Source organism: Flavobacterium sp. SORGH_AS_0622 (assembly GCF_030818825.1).
GTDB lineage: Bacteria > Bacteroidota > Bacteroidia > Flavobacteriales > Flavobacteriaceae > Flavobacterium.
The window spans coordinates 3,341,990-3,360,290 of the sequence record NZ_JAUTAX010000001.1 but is presented as its reverse complement, the minus strand read 5'-3'; the positions used below and the strand labels follow the sequence as shown (position 1 = coordinate 3,360,290).

The following is an 18,301-nucleotide window of genomic DNA, read 5'->3' as shown; positions in this document are numbered from 1 at the left end:
TAATTCATTACTGTATTTAGAATAAACAAGAAGCGTGCCTAAATTTATTTTATTTTTTAAGTGGTTGATTATCTTTTATTTGTATTTTATGTTAATGCTAATAATATCCGAAGTCATATTAGTAGTTCTGGTATAATGCCCATAACGGAGTTCTAATGTATTCCAATGTTTAAGTCCAAAAATTCCGTTTAGAGGCGTAAATTTCATGCCCATTCCAAAGAAACTACTGTTAAACTTAGATAAATCATAATTGCTGGTGTAATATTCATCAGCTGCAGTATGTTCTCCGTATGGTTTAAAATATTTAGTTCCTGTTTGTGTATAATATCTATAAAAAGGACTGACTGAAAAAGCCTGGGTTAATTTCACAGGAATTTCAATATCGGCGGTATGCGCTTTTAAGCTCCAATCGTCAGTATAATATCTGTAATAAGCACGAATAATTATATTGTCTCCCAAGAAATAACTGGCTCTGATTCCCAATGGAATTTTGAATCTGGTATCCGGCATTTTTTCCTGATGCACCGAGCCATCTGTAAAATAAACTCTATGAAAAGGAAGGCTTAAGTATCCATTTTGGCTGATTACATCTCCTACAAGCATTACCTGCAGGTTCTTGTTTACAACCTGCGAGTAGCTTAAAGTTCCTGCAAAAGTATTACGGTTGGCGCTGCCATAGCCTTCCTGGCCTGGAGGGCGGAGCTCGACTGGTTCAATTAATTTTAACTGATCTATAAAGGTTTGAAATTTAGCTGTAAATTCTCCGTTTCTGTCTTTTGTTTTTTGTGAGAAGCTGATGTTTCCTCCAAAGGACTGGTAGTCAAACTCCGTTGATGATGAAACTCCAATTCCCAATGTTCTTCCTTTTTCTTCATTCTCTCTCAAATAAGTCAACGAAGGATAGAAGCGGTTGTCTGAAGATGATGCAGATGAATTGGCACTCAAATCAATCATATCTGATGATGCTGAGGTATAGTGATCTATACCAGCTTCGATATCAAAAGTGTGCTTAATTCCAGTTTCTCCGTATTTTACTAATTTTACATCAATAGTATTTGCTATATCTGTAAGGTGCTCAGAACCAATACCTCCAGTAACGGCAGAATTATCTCCATCCTGTTTATAATAACTGGAAACCAGATTTACTTCTTCCAGCTTTAATTTTTTGCTTTTATAACTAATAGAATCAGTAGGAACATTTTGTGCTTTTGTCTGAAATAATGCCAACAAAGCAAACCCTGTTATGAATATTCTTTTCATTTTTTTATCGTATCAAAATTAGTTACACCCGCAGCCGCCACCGCTTTTTCCTGAATTTGCTCCGGAAGCTCCTTCACGGTAGGATTGAAAACTTAGTTCTGTCTTTTCGATTTTCCGATTAGAAAGCACCATTTCAGAATCGTTGATTTTTCCCTTCTGGTATTCTTTTACCGAAGTACAAGAGGTGAACAGAATAGCTGTAAAAGCAATACTGCAGAACAGTACCAGTTTTTTTTGCTTTGGCTTTTTCATTTCAGGTTAATGTTTTTTGATGTGTAAATTTTATTGCTGTCATCGATAATAATACAATATAAATCAGGGATCTGATCTATTAAAAATAAGCCTGCCTTAATTCCCATAACTGATATTGGAGTTGCCATTGCATCTGCAAATTCTGCATTAGAAGCGATAATGGTAACACTTTTTATTCCGGTTATTGGCAGCCCTGTTTTTGGGTCAATGGTATGCGAATATTTTTTTCCATTAATGGTTACGAATTTTTCATAGTTGCCAGAGGTTGCTACTGCTTTATTGGATATTTCCATGTACGAAAAAGCACCATTTGGAGAGTCAGGGTTTGCTACGCCAATTGTCCATTTTTTTCCATCAGGCTGTAATCCCCACGCAGATAGATCTCCACTGGCATTTATAATGCCGCTTTGAACATTTTGTTTTAAAAGGATCTGTTTGGCCATTTCAGCGGCATAACCTTTTCCAATACCTCCAAAACCAATCCGCATTCCTTTTTCTTTTAGAAATACAGTTGAGTTTTCTTTGTCCAGCATGATATTTCTGTAATCAATAAGGTGCACCATTTTTTTTGCTGTCAGTGCATCAGGAAGTGTGGTCATTGTTTTGTCAAAATTCCAAAGACTTTTGTCGATACTTCCGTAAGAGATATCAAATGCACCTTGTGTGATTTTCGAAATTCCAATGGATCTTTCGATAAGATTAAAGACTTCCAGATCTACTTTTACAGGCTGAATTCCTGCATTATCATTAATCAGATTGGTCTGGCTATCTGTGCTATAAGTAGTCAGCAGCTTTTCAATCCGCCTGATTTCTTCAATAGCAAGATTAATATTCTCATTTCCTTTTTTCTCATTTTCAGCTACAACTGTAATGGTAAAGTTGTTTCCCATGAGTTTTAGGGATTGTGAATATTTTTGCTTTTTGAATATGTTATTTTCGGCTTTCACAGATCGCTTTTATTTCGGCAGTCCATTGTTCAGGTGAGGTTTCAGGTTTTCCGTGCCAGGTTTTGATTACTTTGCCATCAGCATCTAGAAGAAGTGTTAAAGGGAAACTGCCTTCTTTATTATATATTTCAGCTAACCCTTCATTACGCTGGACTTGTTCGGCTGTTCCGATGTTTTTCTTTTTTCTTGGAAAATCAGCATTAACCAGTACTAAATTTTCATTTGCCATATCTGTGAACACCTGACTTTCAAAATATTCTTTGCGCGTTACGATGCAGGGTCCACACCAGTCTGAACCAGAGAAGTTCAAAAGAATTAATTCGTGCTTTTCTTTTGCAATTTTTTTTGCATTATTAAAGTCAGGTTCCCAATTTACAGGAGACATAAATGTTAATAGGAGAAACATTGCGATAAGCTTCATTATTCAGTTTGTTTTTAGGTATATACGAAATAACGAATTAGAAGGGATCTTATTTTTTTTTATCGCTTAAGATTTGATTAAATTTATATTACATTGAAATCCTAACTTTTTAAGCGGTCTGAACTCCAAAAATATAGCCAACTAGCGCAGATGCTGCCATTGCAAAAGTACCCCAGATACAGATACGCATTACTGCTTTTAAAATATTTGATCCGCCTGCCTTTGCAGCTAGTATTCCAGATAGTGCCAAAAAAAGTATTGAAAAACCATATTGATAAAATACCATTTGTTTAATAGGAGCGAGGATAGCTACTACAAGCGGTAAAATACCTCCAATAATAAATGAAACAGCCGATGCAAATGCCGCCATTAATGGATTGGCCTGCGTAATTTCATTTATTCCTAGTTCATCTCTTGCGTGAGTTTCAAGAGCATTATGAGCGGTTAGTTCATGAGCGACCTGTTTTGCTAATTCTTTATTTAGTCCCCTTTGAATGTAAATATGTGTCAGTTCTTCAAGTTCAAGTTCTGGCATATTTTCCAACTCTGCTTTTTCTCTTTTAAGATCAGCAGATTCAACATCAGCCTGGGAACTTACAGATACATATTCGCCTGCTGCCATAGAAAGGGCACCAGCTACTAAACCAGCCGTTGCAGCCAGTAAAATAGGTTCTCTTGTTACACTCGCTGCAGCTACACCAATTGCTAAACTTGTAGTAGATAAGATTCCGTCGTTTGCACCTAGGACAGCTGCCCTTAACCAGCCGCTTCTATTGATATAATGATTTTCAGTATTCATAGTTCATGTAAATTATTTGTCCAGTCGAAATAAGTTTTAAGAAATTCCCTATTTTATAATTATGTTTCATTCTGGGCAGGCTTTTGTCTATATCATTTATTTCACTTTTATATCCAAATAAAATTAACTGAAAATGTCTTCTATTATGTGATTAGTACAAATAGAATGATTCTAAATTTTAGCCATTATAATTTTTGATCTTAATTACCGTAATCAAAAATATTTATTCAATATTATATACTTTGTGTTGTTTGTTTTAAAGGAAGCGTTACTGTAAATTCGGCTCCATTATCTTTTTCTCCGGTGGCTGTAATTGTACCATGATGTCTTTTTGCTATTTTTCTGCAAAGCGAAAGCCCGAGTCCATTTCCTTCATATTCGTCTTTAGAATTTAATCTTTCAAAAGCATTAAAAATCCTTTCAGCGAAAACAGAGTCGAGTCCGATGCCATTATCTTTAACGACAATTTGTACAGCATCTTCACCATTTAAAGTTGTATTTGCACATGTAATAATAACTCTTGGCGGCTCATCTGCTTTTGAGAATTTTAATGCATTTTGTATAAGGTTATAAAAAAGCTGTGTAATAAGAATAGGCGCTCCTTCTATTTCGGGCAGGTCACAAGAACTCAATATTGCGCCTTTCTCTTTTATAATCAGTTCTAGGTCTGTTTTTATACCATCAATAACTTCATTGAGATTAATTTTTTCAATAGACTGCTTGGTTTTATCAATAGTAGAGTAGCTGAGAATACCTTCTATTATATTGTTCATTCTAAGTGTAGACTGGTCTATTTTATGGAGATATTTTTTACTGCTCTCATTAAAATTAATTTCTTTTTCATTTTTTAAAAGAGTATTAAAAATTTTAATTTTTCTTACAGGTTCTCTTAGATCGTGACTTACTACATTTGCAAAATGAAGTAGATCATCATTTGATCTCCTTAGTTCTTCGGTGCTGTAAGCAACCTGTTTTTTTAATTCTTCTTCAAATTGCCTCTGCTCACTAATATCCTGAATAATTCCAATTATAGTGATTGGAATTCCATTTTCATCTTTAATAATCTTGCCATTAATTTTTGTCCATCGTATGGATTTATCATTATTTACAATTCGAGCTTCATAACATATTTTCCCTGTGCTTTCAGCTTCTTTATGTGCTTTTTCACGAGCTGCTAAATCGTCTGGATGAAGTTTTGCGACTAATTCTTCAGTGGATATTTCTGATTCAATAGCGCATATAGAATTGAAATTCCCACAAGTTTTGATTTTTTTGGTTACGAGGTCTATTTCATAAGTTCCCATTCCAGATGACTCTATTGCAATTCTAAGCCTTTCTTCTGCACTCTGAACCTGTTGCGTAGCCATATGTAAATCAGTTACATCTGCCCCAGTATTCATTACTCCATAAATTTTTCCTTGTTCATCAATAAGAGGAATGAAACTATAATTGAAATAATATGAATTTGTGACGCCATTACTAATTAGATCTACCTTTTTGTCTTGAGCATGAAAGGGAATTCCAGTTTTAAGTACATTAAGGGCCTCATCAAAAAAAGAATCTTTTTTAATCTCAGGAAGAATGTCAAGATAATTTTTGCCTATTACATTATTGCCTTTCCCCCAAAGTTGAATCATAGCAGTATTGGCAAGCTCAATTTTTAGATTATCACCTGTATAAACTGCGATAGGCAATGGTGTATGGTCAACTATATCTTTTAAGATCCTCACATTTTGATACATAGCAATTTATTTTAGGTTTTTGTTTGACAAATCTAATTTTTTATTAAACATTTTTGTTACACTAATAAGCTAAAGTGTTTCATAATTTGTGGCTAATATTAACTCCAAAGTATCTTTTTAATTTGGGGTTTTGTGTTATTACAAGGAAAGCTTATTATTGAAATCTAAATTAAATAAACAATTTTATTTTGTTTAATCTTGTTTTAAAATAATTAAACAAAATAAAATATTTAACAATTAAATAGATCAATTATTTAGAAATTGGAAAATTAAGAGTAAATGATTTGAAATTTTAATACTTAATATCTCATTTTTAAATTTGGTTTTGTAAAGTAGATTAAAGTAAATGTAATTGATTTTTCGACAGAACTTTACTTTTTAAATCAATCATATTTTAAATTCTAAGTTTTGCATCGATTTTGTCAAAAAACTTTTCAGGAATTTTTAAAAGGTCAAAAAATGTTTTTACACAAAAAACTAATAGTATCATTTTTTAGTCTCTAAGATTTAAACCTTTTCTTCGGCAATCAGAGAATGAATAAACAATTCCTTTAATATGTATTTTCAACAATACCATTTTTAAATAAACAAACTGTAAAATATGTCTATGTTTTTGATTGATGAATCCATCTTTTCTGATAGTCTTATACATAATTTTATTTTCCAGTTCAGAGCCCATTATTTTGCTCTAAATTTTATTAAATAAGAATTGTTAATTATTAGTAATAGATTTTTGTTTGGTTTGTTTTGTGGGGAGATTAAATAGTTAATCTCCCTTATTTATGTTTTAGAAATGTTTTAAGACAATTTAATAAATATGTGATTGATATGAAAAAAGAGAATTTTCTAAATAAAAAGCACGGTTCTTTAAAAAGAATTGTACCATTTTTTATGCTGCTGTTTTTTTGTGTAGTGAAAGTATACTGCAAAAATGAAGAAAAAACAGACAGTGCCCAAAGGGTAATTGAAAGACTTATAGGTAATCGTGCCAGCGAGTTCGAATTAAGTATTATTGAAAACAAAGGGAATAAATTAGATTGGTTTGAAATTGAAACAACAAACAATAAAGTAAAAATAAAAGCATCAAATAATACTGCTGTCTGCTATGCTGCTTATAATTTTCTTAGGGATATAGGTGCAGTTTTAGTCAGCTGGGAAGGAAATAGAATTCATTTACCCACGACATGGCCAAAATATTCTAAAAAGAGTGAGACGCCATTTCAATATAGAGAATATTTAAATGCCTGTACTTTTGGTTATACGACACCATGGTGGGATTGGAAACGATGGGAACAAGAAATCGACTGGATGGCGATGCACGGAATAAATCTTCCTACCGCAATGGAAGGTCAGGAAGCAGTATGGCAGGAACTATGGAAAGAGTATGGCTTGACCAGCAATCAGTTAGAAGCTCATTTTGCAGGGCCAGCCTATCTGCCATGGCAGCGAATGGGGAATATTAATAGTCTAGAAGGACCATTGCCAAAAGAATGGTTTAGTAAAAAAGAAGAGCTGCAAAAGAAAATATTGGAAAGGATGAGAGCCTTAGACATGCATCCTGTTGTTCCTGCTTTTAGTGGTTATGTGCCTAAAGTTTTTGCCGAAAAACATCCTGAGGCTAAAATAACAGAATTAAAATCTTGGTCGGGAGGCGGCTTTGCAAGCACTTTTCTATTAGATTCCAAAGATCCATTGTTTAAAAAAATAGGAAAACGTTTTATTGAAATTTATACCCAAAAGTATGGCGCATCTAATTTCTACTTAGCAGATTCTTTTAATGAAATTGAACCTCCTGTTTCTGAGCATAATAAATACGAAGAACTTTCTAATTACGGAAGTGCAATTTACGAAACTATTAATGAAGCAGCTCCTGGTGCAGTATGGGTAATGCAGGGATGGCTTTTTGGAGACAATAAAGAGTTTTGGACAAAAGAGGCAACCAGCGCATTTTTAAGCAAAGTTCCAAATGACAGATTGATGGTTCAGGATTATGCCAATGACAGGTATAAGGTATGGGAAAATCAAGAAGCTTTTTATGGTAAACAATGGACTTATGGTTATGTCCATAATTATGGAGGATCAAATCCTGTATACGGAGATTTAAATTTCTATAAAAATGAATTGACAAGTTTGCTGCAGAATCCAAATAGAGGAAATATTGTGGGTTATGGGGCAATGCCAGAAGGCTTAAATAATAATTCAATTGTTTATGAATACATATATGATCTTGCGTGGACTAAAGGTGAGCAGCCTCTTAATGACTGGCTGACTAAATATTTACATGCGAGATATGGACAAAAACCTACTCAATCTATTTTTCAAGCTTGGGAATTATTACTAGAATCTGTTTATAATGTGAAATACTGGGAAACTCGCTGGTGGAATGATAGGGCTGGAGCGTATTTGTTATTTAAACGCCCAACGGCCACAATTACAGAATTTAAAGGAAATCCTGGAGATAAGGAAAAATTAAAAGAAGCTTTGGATATCCTTCACAAAGAAGCTGCAAAGTATGATAAAAAGAATTTTATTAATTACGATTTAATTGATATTTCAAGACATTATTATTCATTGTGTATTGATGAGGATTTAATGAAATGTGTAAAAGCGTATCAGCAGAAAGATGTTATCAAAGGAGACCAGCTTTTTAAAAAAATAGAAAAGCAAGCTTTGGAGATTGATAAAATGATGTCCGGGCAGCCATTAAATAGTTTAGATCAATGGGTAAAATCGGCTTCTGATTACGGAAGTTCAGCAGAGGTTTCAAAATTATATGTAAAAAATGCAAAAACACTAATTACGCTTTGGGGTGGAGAAGGTCATTTGAATGATTATGCTTCCCGATCATGGCAGGGAATGTACAAAGGATTCTATTGGCCGAGATGGAAAATGTTTTTAGAAGCCTTTAGAAAATCAGTTGTAAACAATACTCAATTTGATGAATCTAATGAAAGAGAATTAATCAAAAATTGGGAAATTAAATGGACTGAAAGTAATTAAAATAATACTTAATTGCGATTAATTCGTAGATACATAAAAAATAACCAATACTTCATAACCAAAACCAAAACAACAATGAAAAACAGGAACTGAATCTTCGCGAAAACGATTTATTAGTAAGTTTTTAACTATAGAATTTTAGAAAAATAACTTTGGCAAGCCTTACTATCACTGACTTTATAGAAATTATCCATGTTTATGAATAACTTGTCCATTTCTTAACATTTCATTAGCACTAATTTCGTCAGTACTATTTAACCAATTAACCAATATCACAATGGAAAAACTTAAACTTTTATTATTAGCCCTTTGCTTTGGCTTCTCAATTAATACCTGGGCACAAAAAACAGAAGTGTCCGGTGTAGTTTTAGATGACAAAGGCATTCCACTGCCAGCCGCCAATGTACTAGAGAAAGGTACAACGAATACAGTAACAACAGATTTTGATGGGAAATTTAAAATTTCAGCTTCAAACAAAAATGCGACACTTATATTTTCCTTTATGGGATTTGATGATCAACCGGTAAAATTAGACGGGACAAAATCAAATTATACGGTTAAATTACAGTCAACAACAACTAACTTAGAACAAGTAGTAGTTGTAGGTTACGGAAAAGGATCTCGAAAAAACCTTACTACTTCTGTAACTTCTGTAAAAGCCGAAGATTTAAACCGAGGAGCAATCAGTGACGTGGGACAGCTTTTGCAGGGTAAAGTTTCTGGTTTGAACATTTCCTCTAGTGGTGACCCAACTAAAACAGCATCTGTAGTTTTGCGTGGAGCATCAACATTAAATAGTTCTCAAGGACCATTTTATGTAATAGATGGAATTCCAGGAGTCGACATTTCTGTAATCGCTCCAGATGACATTGCTACAATTGACGTTTTAAAAGATGCTGCTGCAACAGCAATCTACGGTAACCGTGCGGCAAATGGTGTTATCATGGTAACCACAAAAAAAGGAAGTAAGGGCAGAACACAAATTGCATACAATGGTTATGTGGGCTGGGAAGAAGTTTCAAATAATCTGGACATGATGAATGCAGATCAGCTGAGAGCTTTTACAACTAAAAACAATTTGAATTTTACTCCAGAAAATGATAAAGGCGCTAACACTAACTGGCAGAAAGAAATTTTAAGACCAGGACGTGCGGCATCAAGCAGTCATAACTTGTCTATGAGCGGAGGAGGCGATCATGGAAACTATACCGCAAGTATTACTTCTCTTAACAAAGAAGGAGTAATGTTGAAAAGTGATTTTTCTCGTATCATTGCTCGTTTGTCAGTCGAACAATTTGCTTTTGATGATAAGGTTAAATTTGGTTTAAATGTTACTAATTCTAGTACAAAATATCAAAATGTACCACAGCGTAATACTGTTCTTTTACAAGCAGCAAGTTATCTTCCTGTGTCGCCAGTAAGAAATGCTGATGGAAGTTATTTTGAAAATTTTGTCAGCCCAGGATATTTCAACCCAGTAGCTTTAATCGAGCATGGTACTGACGAAACTAAAACGGATAACCTTGTTGGGAATCTTACTGCAGAAGTAAAACTACCATTTGGAATTACTTATAATTTGAATTTAGCACATCAAAGATTAACTGCATCTCATGGAGAATTTTACGACAGTTATTATTCACAATACAATAGTGCCAACTTCTACAACAATCCAGATCCTCCTTTGACAAAATCTTTGGTAAATTTTGGTGTAAATGGTTCTGCATTGAGAAATTCTTATGAAACAAGAAACAATATTATTGAGAGCTTCTTTACTTGGGATAAATTAATAGGAGAGCACAAAATAAAAGCGGTTTTAGGGTATTCTTGGCAAGAAAACACTTTAGGTGATGGTTTTCAAGCTACAACAACAAACTTTCCTGTAGACAATGTTGGATATAATAACCTTGCTTTAAGTAATTACACTTCTGTTAATGGGTATGTAGTAAATTTTGGAGATAGTAAAGCATATCAAAAAACACGTTTGATCTCATATTTTGGACGTTTAAATTATAACTATAAAGATAAATATCTTTTACAAGGATCTCTTAGAAGAGATGGAGGCTCTATGTTTGGAGCAAATAACCAGTGGGGATATTTTCCTTCTGTAGGTGGTGCTTGGAGATTAGACAAAGAAAGTTTTATGCAGAATCAAAGCTTTTTTAGTGATTTGAAAATCCGCGGAAGCTGGGGGGTAACTGGAAACTCTTCTGGATTTAATGCTTACACAGCTCAATTTATTTCTGGAAGTTTAGGAACTTTCTATTATAACGGACAACAAATTGGAGCTTACGGGCCTAACCAAGCCGCTAACCCAGATTTGAAATGGGAAAAAACAGCTACTTCAAATATTGGAGTTGACTTCGCTATCTTAAAAGGAAAAGTTACAGGTTCTGTTGATTTATATAATAAAAAGACAACAGACATGATTTTCAATTATAATGTTAATCCTGTACTTGTACCAGTAGGAACAATTGTTGCAAACGGTGGTACAATGTCTAATAAAGGTATTGAGGTTAGTTTAAGCACAACTCCAGTTAAAACAGCAAATTTCAGCTGGACAACTAATCTGAATTTATCACATAATAAGAATGAAATCGTAAAATTAACCAGTCCATTCTTTGTTGGAGGTGATTCCATTCGTCGTGTACAGCCAGACGGTGGTGGACAAACAGGAAGTACATTACAAATCTTTAAAGAAGGAAAACCTTTAGGACAATTCTTTACATTGAAATATGCAGGAAAAAATGCTGCAGGAGTTTCACAATACTATGATAAAAATGGTGATTTAACTACTACACCTCAAATTGGAGTAGATTATCATTATGCAGGAAGCGCACAACCAAAATTATTGGTAGGATGGGCAAATAATTTTCAATACAAAAAATTTGATTTAAGTATTTTCTTCAGAGGAGTATTTGGTAATAAAATTTTCAATGCAACTCGTGCCGATTTATTCAGGCCAAGCACCGCAATGACCAATAATATTTTAGTTGATGCAGGAAATGAATCACCAAATGACTTAAACTCTTACAAGTATTCAGACCGTTTTATAGAAGACGGCAGTTACGTAAGACTAGACAACATGACTTTAGGATATAATTTTGGTAAGGTGGGCAAATACATACAAAGCGTACGTATTTACCAAACAATAAACAACGTATTTGTTATTACCAAATACACAGGAATTGATCCGGAAGTAGAACAAGGAGGAACAGCTCCGGGTGTAGATTCAAATAATTTCTATCCAAAAACCAGAACTTATATGTTTGGTTTAAATGTGATCTTCTAAAAATTAAATGCTAAAAATTATGAAAAAGATATTAAAATATTTAGGACTTCCAGTACTTATAGCTGGTTTAATATGGTCTTGTGACGATCTAGAAGTGCCTATTACAACACAATTAACACCTGAAGTATTTCCTCAAAACTCAACACAATATATTCAAACTACTGGACCTGTTTATGCAGCTTTCCGCGGTGAATTTTCATTTGCCTGGTGGTGGTCTCAATCTTTATCTACAGATGAAGCTATTTTGCCGTCAAGAGGAGGTAACTGGTTCGATAATAGAAACTATATTTCGATGCATTATCATGATTGGAATGCTGATAATGGTATTATCGGAAGTCTTTGGGATTGGTCTTCTAAAGTGATAGGAACAAGTAATCAGGCAATTTCTATTTTAAGACAAACAATGCCGGAGGGTGCAGAGAAAAAAACTTTGATTTCAGAGTTAAAAACTATGCGTGCTATTTCGTATTTCATGTTAATGGACAGTTATGGAGATGTACCTTTGGATACCTTATATGGAGATTTTACATCTCATGCTAAAACACCAAGAAAAGAGGTTTTCAATTTTATTGAGAGTGAATTAAAAAATGCAGTTCCCAATCTAAATCCAGCAGCAGGAATTACAACCTACGGTAGACCAAATAAACAGACTGCTAATGCAATGCTTGCTAAATTGTATTTAAATGCTGAAGTTTATACAGGGACACAACGTTATAATGAATGTATTGCAGCTTGTGATGAGGTAATTAACTCTAATTTATATGCTGTTGAACCAAGAGCGACGTATTTGCAAATGTTTTATCCAGCAAACGGACCACAAATGAAAGAGTTCATTTTTGCAGTACCTTATGATCCAGCAGCCGTTACAGTTGGTTATAACGGACAAATGTATCACGCTCGTTATGATGTGCCACGTTCTGAAAGAACTAAGTTTGGTCTTCCTTATACACCAAGTGCACCAAGAAGCACGCTGCCAGAATTTTATGCTTATTTCAATGATGCAAATGACATTCGTAACAAACAGTGGCTTACGGGTCTCCAGTATATGAATGATGGAGTTACACCAGTAATGGTTACTACAACTAAAAAAGGATACGATCAATTTTATACAGGATCTGATGGCGGTGCAACTTACACGTATCAGGTAAATTTAACACCAGATATTATCCTTCGTCAAAGTGTAGCCTTATTCGATCTTGGAAACGATGAAATTGCTTGGAATATGGGGTATAGAAATATTAAATTTTATCCAGATGCAACATCAACAAATCGTAACCAAAAGAACGACGTTCCTTTCTTGCGTTACTCAGATGTTCTTTTAATGAAAGCAGAGTCAATTCTTCGAGGTGGAGCAGTAACTTTAGGACAAAGTGCAGATGCATTAGTAAATATGGTTCGCTCTAACCGTACAACATCTGCAGCCTTGAGCGGTGTAACTTTAGAAGAGCTTTACAAAGAAAGAAGCCGTGAATTTGCTTGGGAAGCTTGGCATAGAAATGATATGATCCGTTTTGGAAAATATGAAGGACAATGGGGATACAAAACCAATACAGATGTTTATCGTCGTGTTTTCCCAATTCCAACCAACGCGATGGTCTTAAATCCAGCCCTGATTCAGAACGATGGATATTAAAAATAAAGTTTTAGTTAAGTACGCATTGTAACCCAATTTTAATTTTGAAAAGGAGAAGAGCGTAAAAATTCTTCTCCTTTTTTACTAAAGAAAAACTGGTTTCTAGTTGCTCGTGAGAACCAGTTCAGTTTCATTTTCATTTTTTTGAATGAATGCAAAGCTTAATCAAATGCCGATCTTGAAAGTCAATGAAAGATTAAGCTTTGTACCATTCTATCAATTTATACTTTAAAGAATAATATAACTCTTTGTTGTTTAGAAAATAGTATCTCTACTAATTTCAATTAGCCTATATCCGAACAAAAAAATCTGTCTAAACCATATTTGCCCCACCAATAAATAGAATAAATGAAACTAAATAAAATCTATAAAATAGGACACATTGTAATAGGTTTAACTCTTATTTTTTTAGTGTCATGCAATGCTCAGAAAGCTGTTAATTTAAAGAAAAAACAGCTGTCTGATATGGTATATCCGTTGTTGGACACCGAAAATTCTAGATGGTTTTACTTTTCATCAGCAAGTCGTCCCTTTGGAATGGTAAACCTAAATCCTGATACCGAAATTAACGGCGATTGGGGTGGCGGTTATAAATATACTACAGATACAATTAAAGGTTTCAGCCACATTCACGAATGGCAAATGTCAGGAGTATCAGTAATGCCCGTAACAATTGCACCAGAAAATAAACCAACAATTTTTAAAGACTTTTATTCCAAATTCAGTCACCAAACCGAAATCATTACTCCAGGATATCATTCTTTAAAACTAGATCGTTATCAAATAATTACAGAATTAACCAGCACACAAAGAGTTGGTTTTCATAGATATACTTTTCCTGTAAAAGCACAAAAAGCAGTTCTTTTTAATTTGAACACTATTTTAGGACCTTGCGAAAATACAAATGGGAAATTAGAAAAAAACAATGATTATGAACTTTCAGGATCATTAGTTTTGAGTACCAATTTTAGACGTCCAAAACCATTAACCGTATTTTTTAAAATTAGAACCAATGAGTCTATTACGACTATAGAAAGAGATAATCTAACAGGAAATTATTTAGTTTATTTTAATAAAACAAAAGAACAATTATTGATGAAAGTGGGAATATCCTACACTTCAATTGAAAATGCCAATAACAATATAGAAACCGAATTACCAAATTGGGATTTTAATAAAACAGTTGATAATTCCAGAAATGAATGGAGTAATTTATTAGGAAGAATAAAAATAGAAGGCGGAACCGAAACCGATCAAAGAAGATTTTATACAGATCTTTGGCATGCCCTGCAAGGGAGAAAAATGATTAGTGATGCAAATGGATCCTATCCTGATAATACAGGGGAAAAATTCAGGGTGGGACATTTGCCTGTAAATGCAGATGGAAAACCAAAATTCAATCATTACAATTCAGATGCTTTTTGGGGTGCACAATGGACAATAAATAATCTTTGGGGACTTGTATATCCTGAAATTATGGAAGAATTTGTGTATTCGCTCATGCAGTATTACAAAGACGGAGGCATGATTCCGCGCGGACCTTCTGGAGGAAATGATACTTACGTCATGACAGGAGCTTCTGCAACACCATTTATCGTAAGCGCTATTCAAAAAGGAATTGTAAAAGATGATTTAGAGGAAATTTATACCGCACTCAAAAAAAATCATATGCCAGGCGGTATTATGGAAAAAGCAGGATATGAACATAATACGAACATTGGAGGCGGATTAAAATATTATTTGCAAAAAGGATATGTACCTTATCCGCTTCCAGAAGGTAATTTCGGAAGCCATGAAGACGGTGCAAGCCAGACTTTAGAATACGCTTACCAAGATTGGACTTTGGCACAATTGGCTAAAAAATTAAATCATAAAGAAGATTATAAGTATTTCATGAAAAGAGCCCAAAACTATCAGAATATTTTTGATAGCAAAATAGGCTGGGTGCGTCCGAAAAATGTAGAAGGAAAATGGCGAGAAAATTATGATCCGTATCAATATGAAAATGGATTTATAGAATCGAATGGAGCGCAGTCAACCTGGTTTGTGCCGCACGATATTGAAGGTCTGGCAGTTTTGATGGGAGGAAAAGAGAAAGCTGTCGTAAAATTGAATACTCAATTTGAAACCGCTAAAAAACAAAAGTATACTTCAGGTACATCGCACGATGCAGAATTACACCCAGAATTCAGTAGAATTCCTGTAAATTTTGGAAATCAGCCATCTATGCAGACCTCTAATATTTTTACGGTTTTAGGAAGACCAGATTTAACACAGTATTGGACAAGAAACGTAGTAAAAGAAACTTTCAGCGGATTATCACCTTCAACGGGATATAATGGAGACGAAGATCAAGGATTAATGGGAAGTTTAAACGTTTTGCTCAAATTGGGTTTATTTCAAATGAATGGAGGAACAGACCAAGATGCCGTTTACCAGATAGGAAGTCCAATATTTAATAAAATTTCGATAGATTTAAATCCAAAGTATTATTCAGGGAAAACATTTGTAATTAAAGCAGCCAGCAACAGCAATGAAAATGTTTATATAAAAGACATAAAATACAACCATACAGAAGTACAAAATTTTAATCTTTCACACCAAGATATTACCAGTGGAGGTGAGTTGATCTTAGAGATGGCTTCTCAACCAAACCCTTAAAACTAAAGAAATAATACACAATGAAAATAATATCCAAGTTTATCTTTTTTTTAGGAATATCAATTTTTAGCGCAAGTACGGCTAAAGCACAGCAAACAGTTCATCAATATGTAGATCCGATGATAGGATCAGAAGGAGTTGGGCGGGTTTTCATTGGTCCGTCTTGTCCATACGGAATGGTAAAGCCAAGTCCAGATTGTACCTCAAGTCCCAACAGCGGCTGGCTTCCAATGCCAAAAGAAGTTACAGGTTTCAGCCAGGTACACGTAAGCGGAACAGGCGGAGGCCCGAAATACGGAAATATTCAAATCATGCCATTTTCTGGAGCTTTAGATAAAATGGATCAAACATCCTTTAGAACAGAAGAAAATGTAAAACTCGGATATTATGAAACTGTTTTTAAAGAAAATAAAATCAAAACAGAAATAACCACTGGAGAAAAAGTATCTTTTTACCGTATTACTTATCCCAAAAACATTTCAAAAGAATTAAAAATTGATCCCGGATTTTTTCTGGGAGAAGAAAAGATTCCAGATGCCAGAGAAGCTCAGCAGTTTGTAGGTTCGCAGATTGAAATCGTTTCGGATACCGAAGTTCGAGGATACAGCAGAATAAGAGGCGGATGGAATAACGGACGCGCTTATACCGTTTATTTCTGGGCAGTTTTCGATCAGCCAATTGCAAAATATGTAATCTTTAAAGATGGGAAATTTTACAACAATCAAAAAGCGCAGTTTGATTCAGGAAAAAAAACTGGAGCTCTCATTTCTTTCGGAAACACAGGAAAAGAAGAACTAAATGTCAAAATAGGAATCTCATTTTTAAGTGACTTAAAGGCAAAAAATAATATTGAAGTAGAAATCCCACATTGGAATTTTAATACTGTTTTAGCTGAATTAGAAAATAAATGGGAAACATTATTAAACCGAATTAAATTATCGGAAGATACATCAGATGCTTATAAAAAAATGTTTTACACAGGTTTATATCATACCATGATTATGCCAGTTGACCGGACAGGAGAAAATCCGTTATGGACAAATGATGAATCATATTACGACGATTTTTATACAATTTGGGATACGTTTAGAACTTCGAGCCCTCTAATTACTTTGATTGACAGCAAAAGAAAAGTTGAAATAATCAATGCGATGCTGAACATTTACAAACGCGAAGGATATCTGCCAGAAGGAAGAAGCGGAAACGACAACGGAAGAACTCAAGGAGGTTCTAACGCTGAGGTTGTTATAGCCGATGCTTTTGTCAAAAACTTAAAAGGAATAGATTACGAAATGGCGCTTCAGGCTATGATCAAAGACGCGACAGTACCGCCGGGAGGAAATGAAGAAAAAGAAGGAAGAGGCGGATTATTAGATTATCTAAAATTAGGTTACGTTCCCTACGGAACAGACCGCGCCGGAAACCGAACAATCGATTATGCATACAATGACTACAATATTGCTATTGTAGCTAAGGGATTAGGTAAAATAGATTTGTACAATCAATACATGAAACAAGCAGACAGCTGGCAGAATTTATGGCGTTCGGATTACGAAAATAATGGCGCCAAGGGTTTTATTATGCCAAAAGACAAAGATGGAAAATGGCTGGATGATGTTGTTTTTGGAGAATCAAAAATTCAGAAACCTACTTTCAAATATACGCCAGTAATTATCGAATCTCCTTGGTATGTCTGTCATTGGTGTGTGTTTTTCTACGAAGGAAATTCATGGGAATATTCATTTAGCATTCCGCACGATGTTCCAGAACTGGTTCGTAAATCTGGAGGAGAAAAAGCTTTTGAAGAAAGATTGAATACCTTTTTTAACTCAGATTTATATAATGTTGCCAACGAGCCGTCATTCTTAACACCATGTCTATATCACTGGATCGGGAAACCGTATAGGAGCAGTGACAGAATCAGGACGATTATCAAAAATAATTTCAATACCTCAAGAGAAGGTCTGCCTGGCAATGATGATTCTGGGGCAATGTCTTCCTGGCTAGCTTTCCACATGATGGGATTGTATCCAAATGCAGGACAGCCTTACTATCTTATTAATACACCTTTGATAAAAGAAACAACGATACAATTGGAGAATGGTAAAAAGTTTAAAATCTCAGCTAAAAAAATGAACGATAAAAGCAAATACATAAAAGCTGCTTGGTTAAACGGAAAACCGTACAATAAAGCGTGGATTTTACACGATGATATAAATAATGGAGGAGAATTAATTTTAGAAATGGATTCAAAACCTTCCGTATGGGGAACAACAGTTTTACCGCCAGCAAAATAA

At 34.3% G+C, this 18,301-nt stretch carries 11 protein-coding genes; 5 read left to right on the top strand and 6 right to left on the bottom strand.

The window, feature by feature from the left end; translation table 11 throughout:
* Positions 1-75: 75 nt before the first annotated feature.
* From QE431_RS14150 to QE431_RS14125, 6 genes are all read right to left on the bottom strand, one after another.
* Positions 76-1,260: a DUF3570 domain-containing protein gene (locus QE431_RS14150; protein WP_307297013.1), complete on the bottom strand. Its 1,185-nt coding sequence runs from the start codon at positions 1,258-1,260 to the stop codon at positions 76-78.
* Positions 1,261-1,278: 18 nt separating this feature from the next.
* Positions 1,279-1,512 carry a DUF4266 domain-containing protein gene (locus QE431_RS14145; RefSeq protein WP_057116344.1) on the bottom strand — a complete coding sequence of 78 codons (234 nt, stop codon included), beginning with the start codon at positions 1,510-1,512 and terminating at the stop codon, positions 1,279-1,281.
* Positions 1,509-2,402: an FAD:protein FMN transferase gene (locus QE431_RS14140; RefSeq protein WP_307297009.1), complete on the bottom strand. Its 894-nt coding sequence runs from the start codon at positions 2,400-2,402 to the stop codon at positions 1,509-1,511. The genes QE431_RS14145 and QE431_RS14140 overlap by 4 nt, the downstream gene beginning before the upstream one ends.
* A gap of 40 nt (positions 2,403-2,442) precedes the next feature.
* Entirely contained in the window at positions 2,443-2,880 is a 438-nt protein-coding gene (locus QE431_RS14135) for a DUF255 domain-containing protein (protein WP_307297007.1), read from the bottom strand.
* A 109-nt stretch (positions 2,881-2,989) separates the two neighbouring features.
* Positions 2,990-3,679: a VIT family protein gene (locus QE431_RS14130; protein ID WP_057116341.1), complete on the bottom strand. Its 690-nt coding sequence runs from the start codon at positions 3,677-3,679 to the stop codon at positions 2,990-2,992.
* 233 nt (positions 3,680-3,912) lie between these two features.
* Positions 3,913-5,421 carry an ATP-binding protein gene (locus QE431_RS14125; protein ID WP_134140274.1) on the bottom strand — a complete coding sequence of 503 codons (1,509 nt, stop codon included), beginning with the start codon at positions 5,419-5,421 and terminating at the stop codon, positions 3,913-3,915.
* Between the two features lie 828 nt (positions 5,422-6,249).
* Between QE431_RS14125 and QE431_RS14120 the strand changes: the two genes are divergently transcribed.
* The 5 genes from QE431_RS14120 (at position 6,250) to QE431_RS14100 (ending at position 18,301) form a co-directional block, all read left to right on the top strand.
* Positions 6,250-8,421: an alpha-N-acetylglucosaminidase gene (locus tag QE431_RS14120; RefSeq protein WP_307297004.1), complete on the top strand. Its 2,172-nt coding sequence runs from the start codon at positions 6,250-6,252 to the stop codon at positions 8,419-8,421.
* A 277-nt stretch (positions 8,422-8,698) separates the two neighbouring features.
* Positions 8,699-11,710, top strand: coding sequence for a TonB-dependent receptor (locus tag QE431_RS14115; RefSeq protein WP_057116337.1), 3,012 nt, complete (start codon positions 8,699-8,701; stop codon positions 11,708-11,710).
* 19 nt (positions 11,711-11,729) lie between these two features.
* Positions 11,730-13,343, top strand: a complete 1,614-nt coding sequence (locus QE431_RS14110) for a RagB/SusD family nutrient uptake outer membrane protein (RefSeq protein ID WP_057116995.1) — start codon at positions 11,730-11,732, stop codon at positions 13,341-13,343.
* A 348-nt stretch (positions 13,344-13,691) separates the two neighbouring features.
* Positions 13,692-16,004: a GH92 family glycosyl hydrolase gene (locus QE431_RS14105; protein ID WP_307297000.1), complete on the top strand. Its 2,313-nt coding sequence runs from the start codon at positions 13,692-13,694 to the stop codon at positions 16,002-16,004.
* A gap of 20 nt (positions 16,005-16,024) precedes the next feature.
* Positions 16,025-18,301, top strand: a complete 2,277-nt coding sequence (locus QE431_RS14100; protein WP_082586774.1) for a GH92 family glycosyl hydrolase — start codon at positions 16,025-16,027, stop codon at positions 18,299-18,301.

Excerpts from the sequence above, each read along its gene's own strand:
- QE431_RS14140 (WP_307297009.1), bottom strand. The coding sequence starts at position 2,402 with ATGGGAAACAACTTTACCATTACAGTTGTAGCTGAAAATGAGAAAAAA.
- QE431_RS14145 (WP_057116344.1), bottom strand. The coding sequence starts at position 1,512 with ATGAAAAAGCCAAAGCAAAAAAAACTGGTACTGTTCTGCAGTATTGCT.
- QE431_RS14150 (WP_307297013.1), bottom strand. The coding sequence starts at position 1,260 with ATGAAAAGAATATTCATAACAGGGTTTGCTTTGTTGGCATTATTTCAG.
- QE431_RS14130 (WP_057116341.1), bottom strand. The coding sequence starts at position 3,679 with ATGAATACTGAAAATCATTATATCAATAGAAGCGGCTGGTTAAGGGCA.
- QE431_RS14110 (WP_057116995.1), top strand. The coding sequence starts at position 11,730 with ATGAAAAAGATATTAAAATATTTAGGACTTCCAGTACTTATAGCTGGT.
- QE431_RS14100 (WP_082586774.1), top strand. The coding sequence starts at position 16,025 with ATGAAAATAATATCCAAGTTTATCTTTTTTTTAGGAATATCAATTTTT.
- QE431_RS14120 (WP_307297004.1), top strand. The coding sequence starts at position 6,250 with ATGAAAAAAGAGAATTTTCTAAATAAAAAGCACGGTTCTTTAAAAAGA.
- QE431_RS14105 (WP_307297000.1), top strand. The coding sequence starts at position 13,692 with ATGAAACTAAATAAAATCTATAAAATAGGACACATTGTAATAGGTTTA.
- QE431_RS14125 (WP_134140274.1), bottom strand. The coding sequence starts at position 5,421 with ATGTATCAAAATGTGAGGATCTTAAAAGATATAGTTGACCATACACCA.
- QE431_RS14135 (WP_307297007.1), bottom strand. The coding sequence starts at position 2,880 with ATGAAGCTTATCGCAATGTTTCTCCTATTAACATTTATGTCTCCTGTA.
- QE431_RS14115 (WP_057116337.1), top strand. The coding sequence starts at position 8,699 with ATGGAAAAACTTAAACTTTTATTATTAGCCCTTTGCTTTGGCTTCTCA.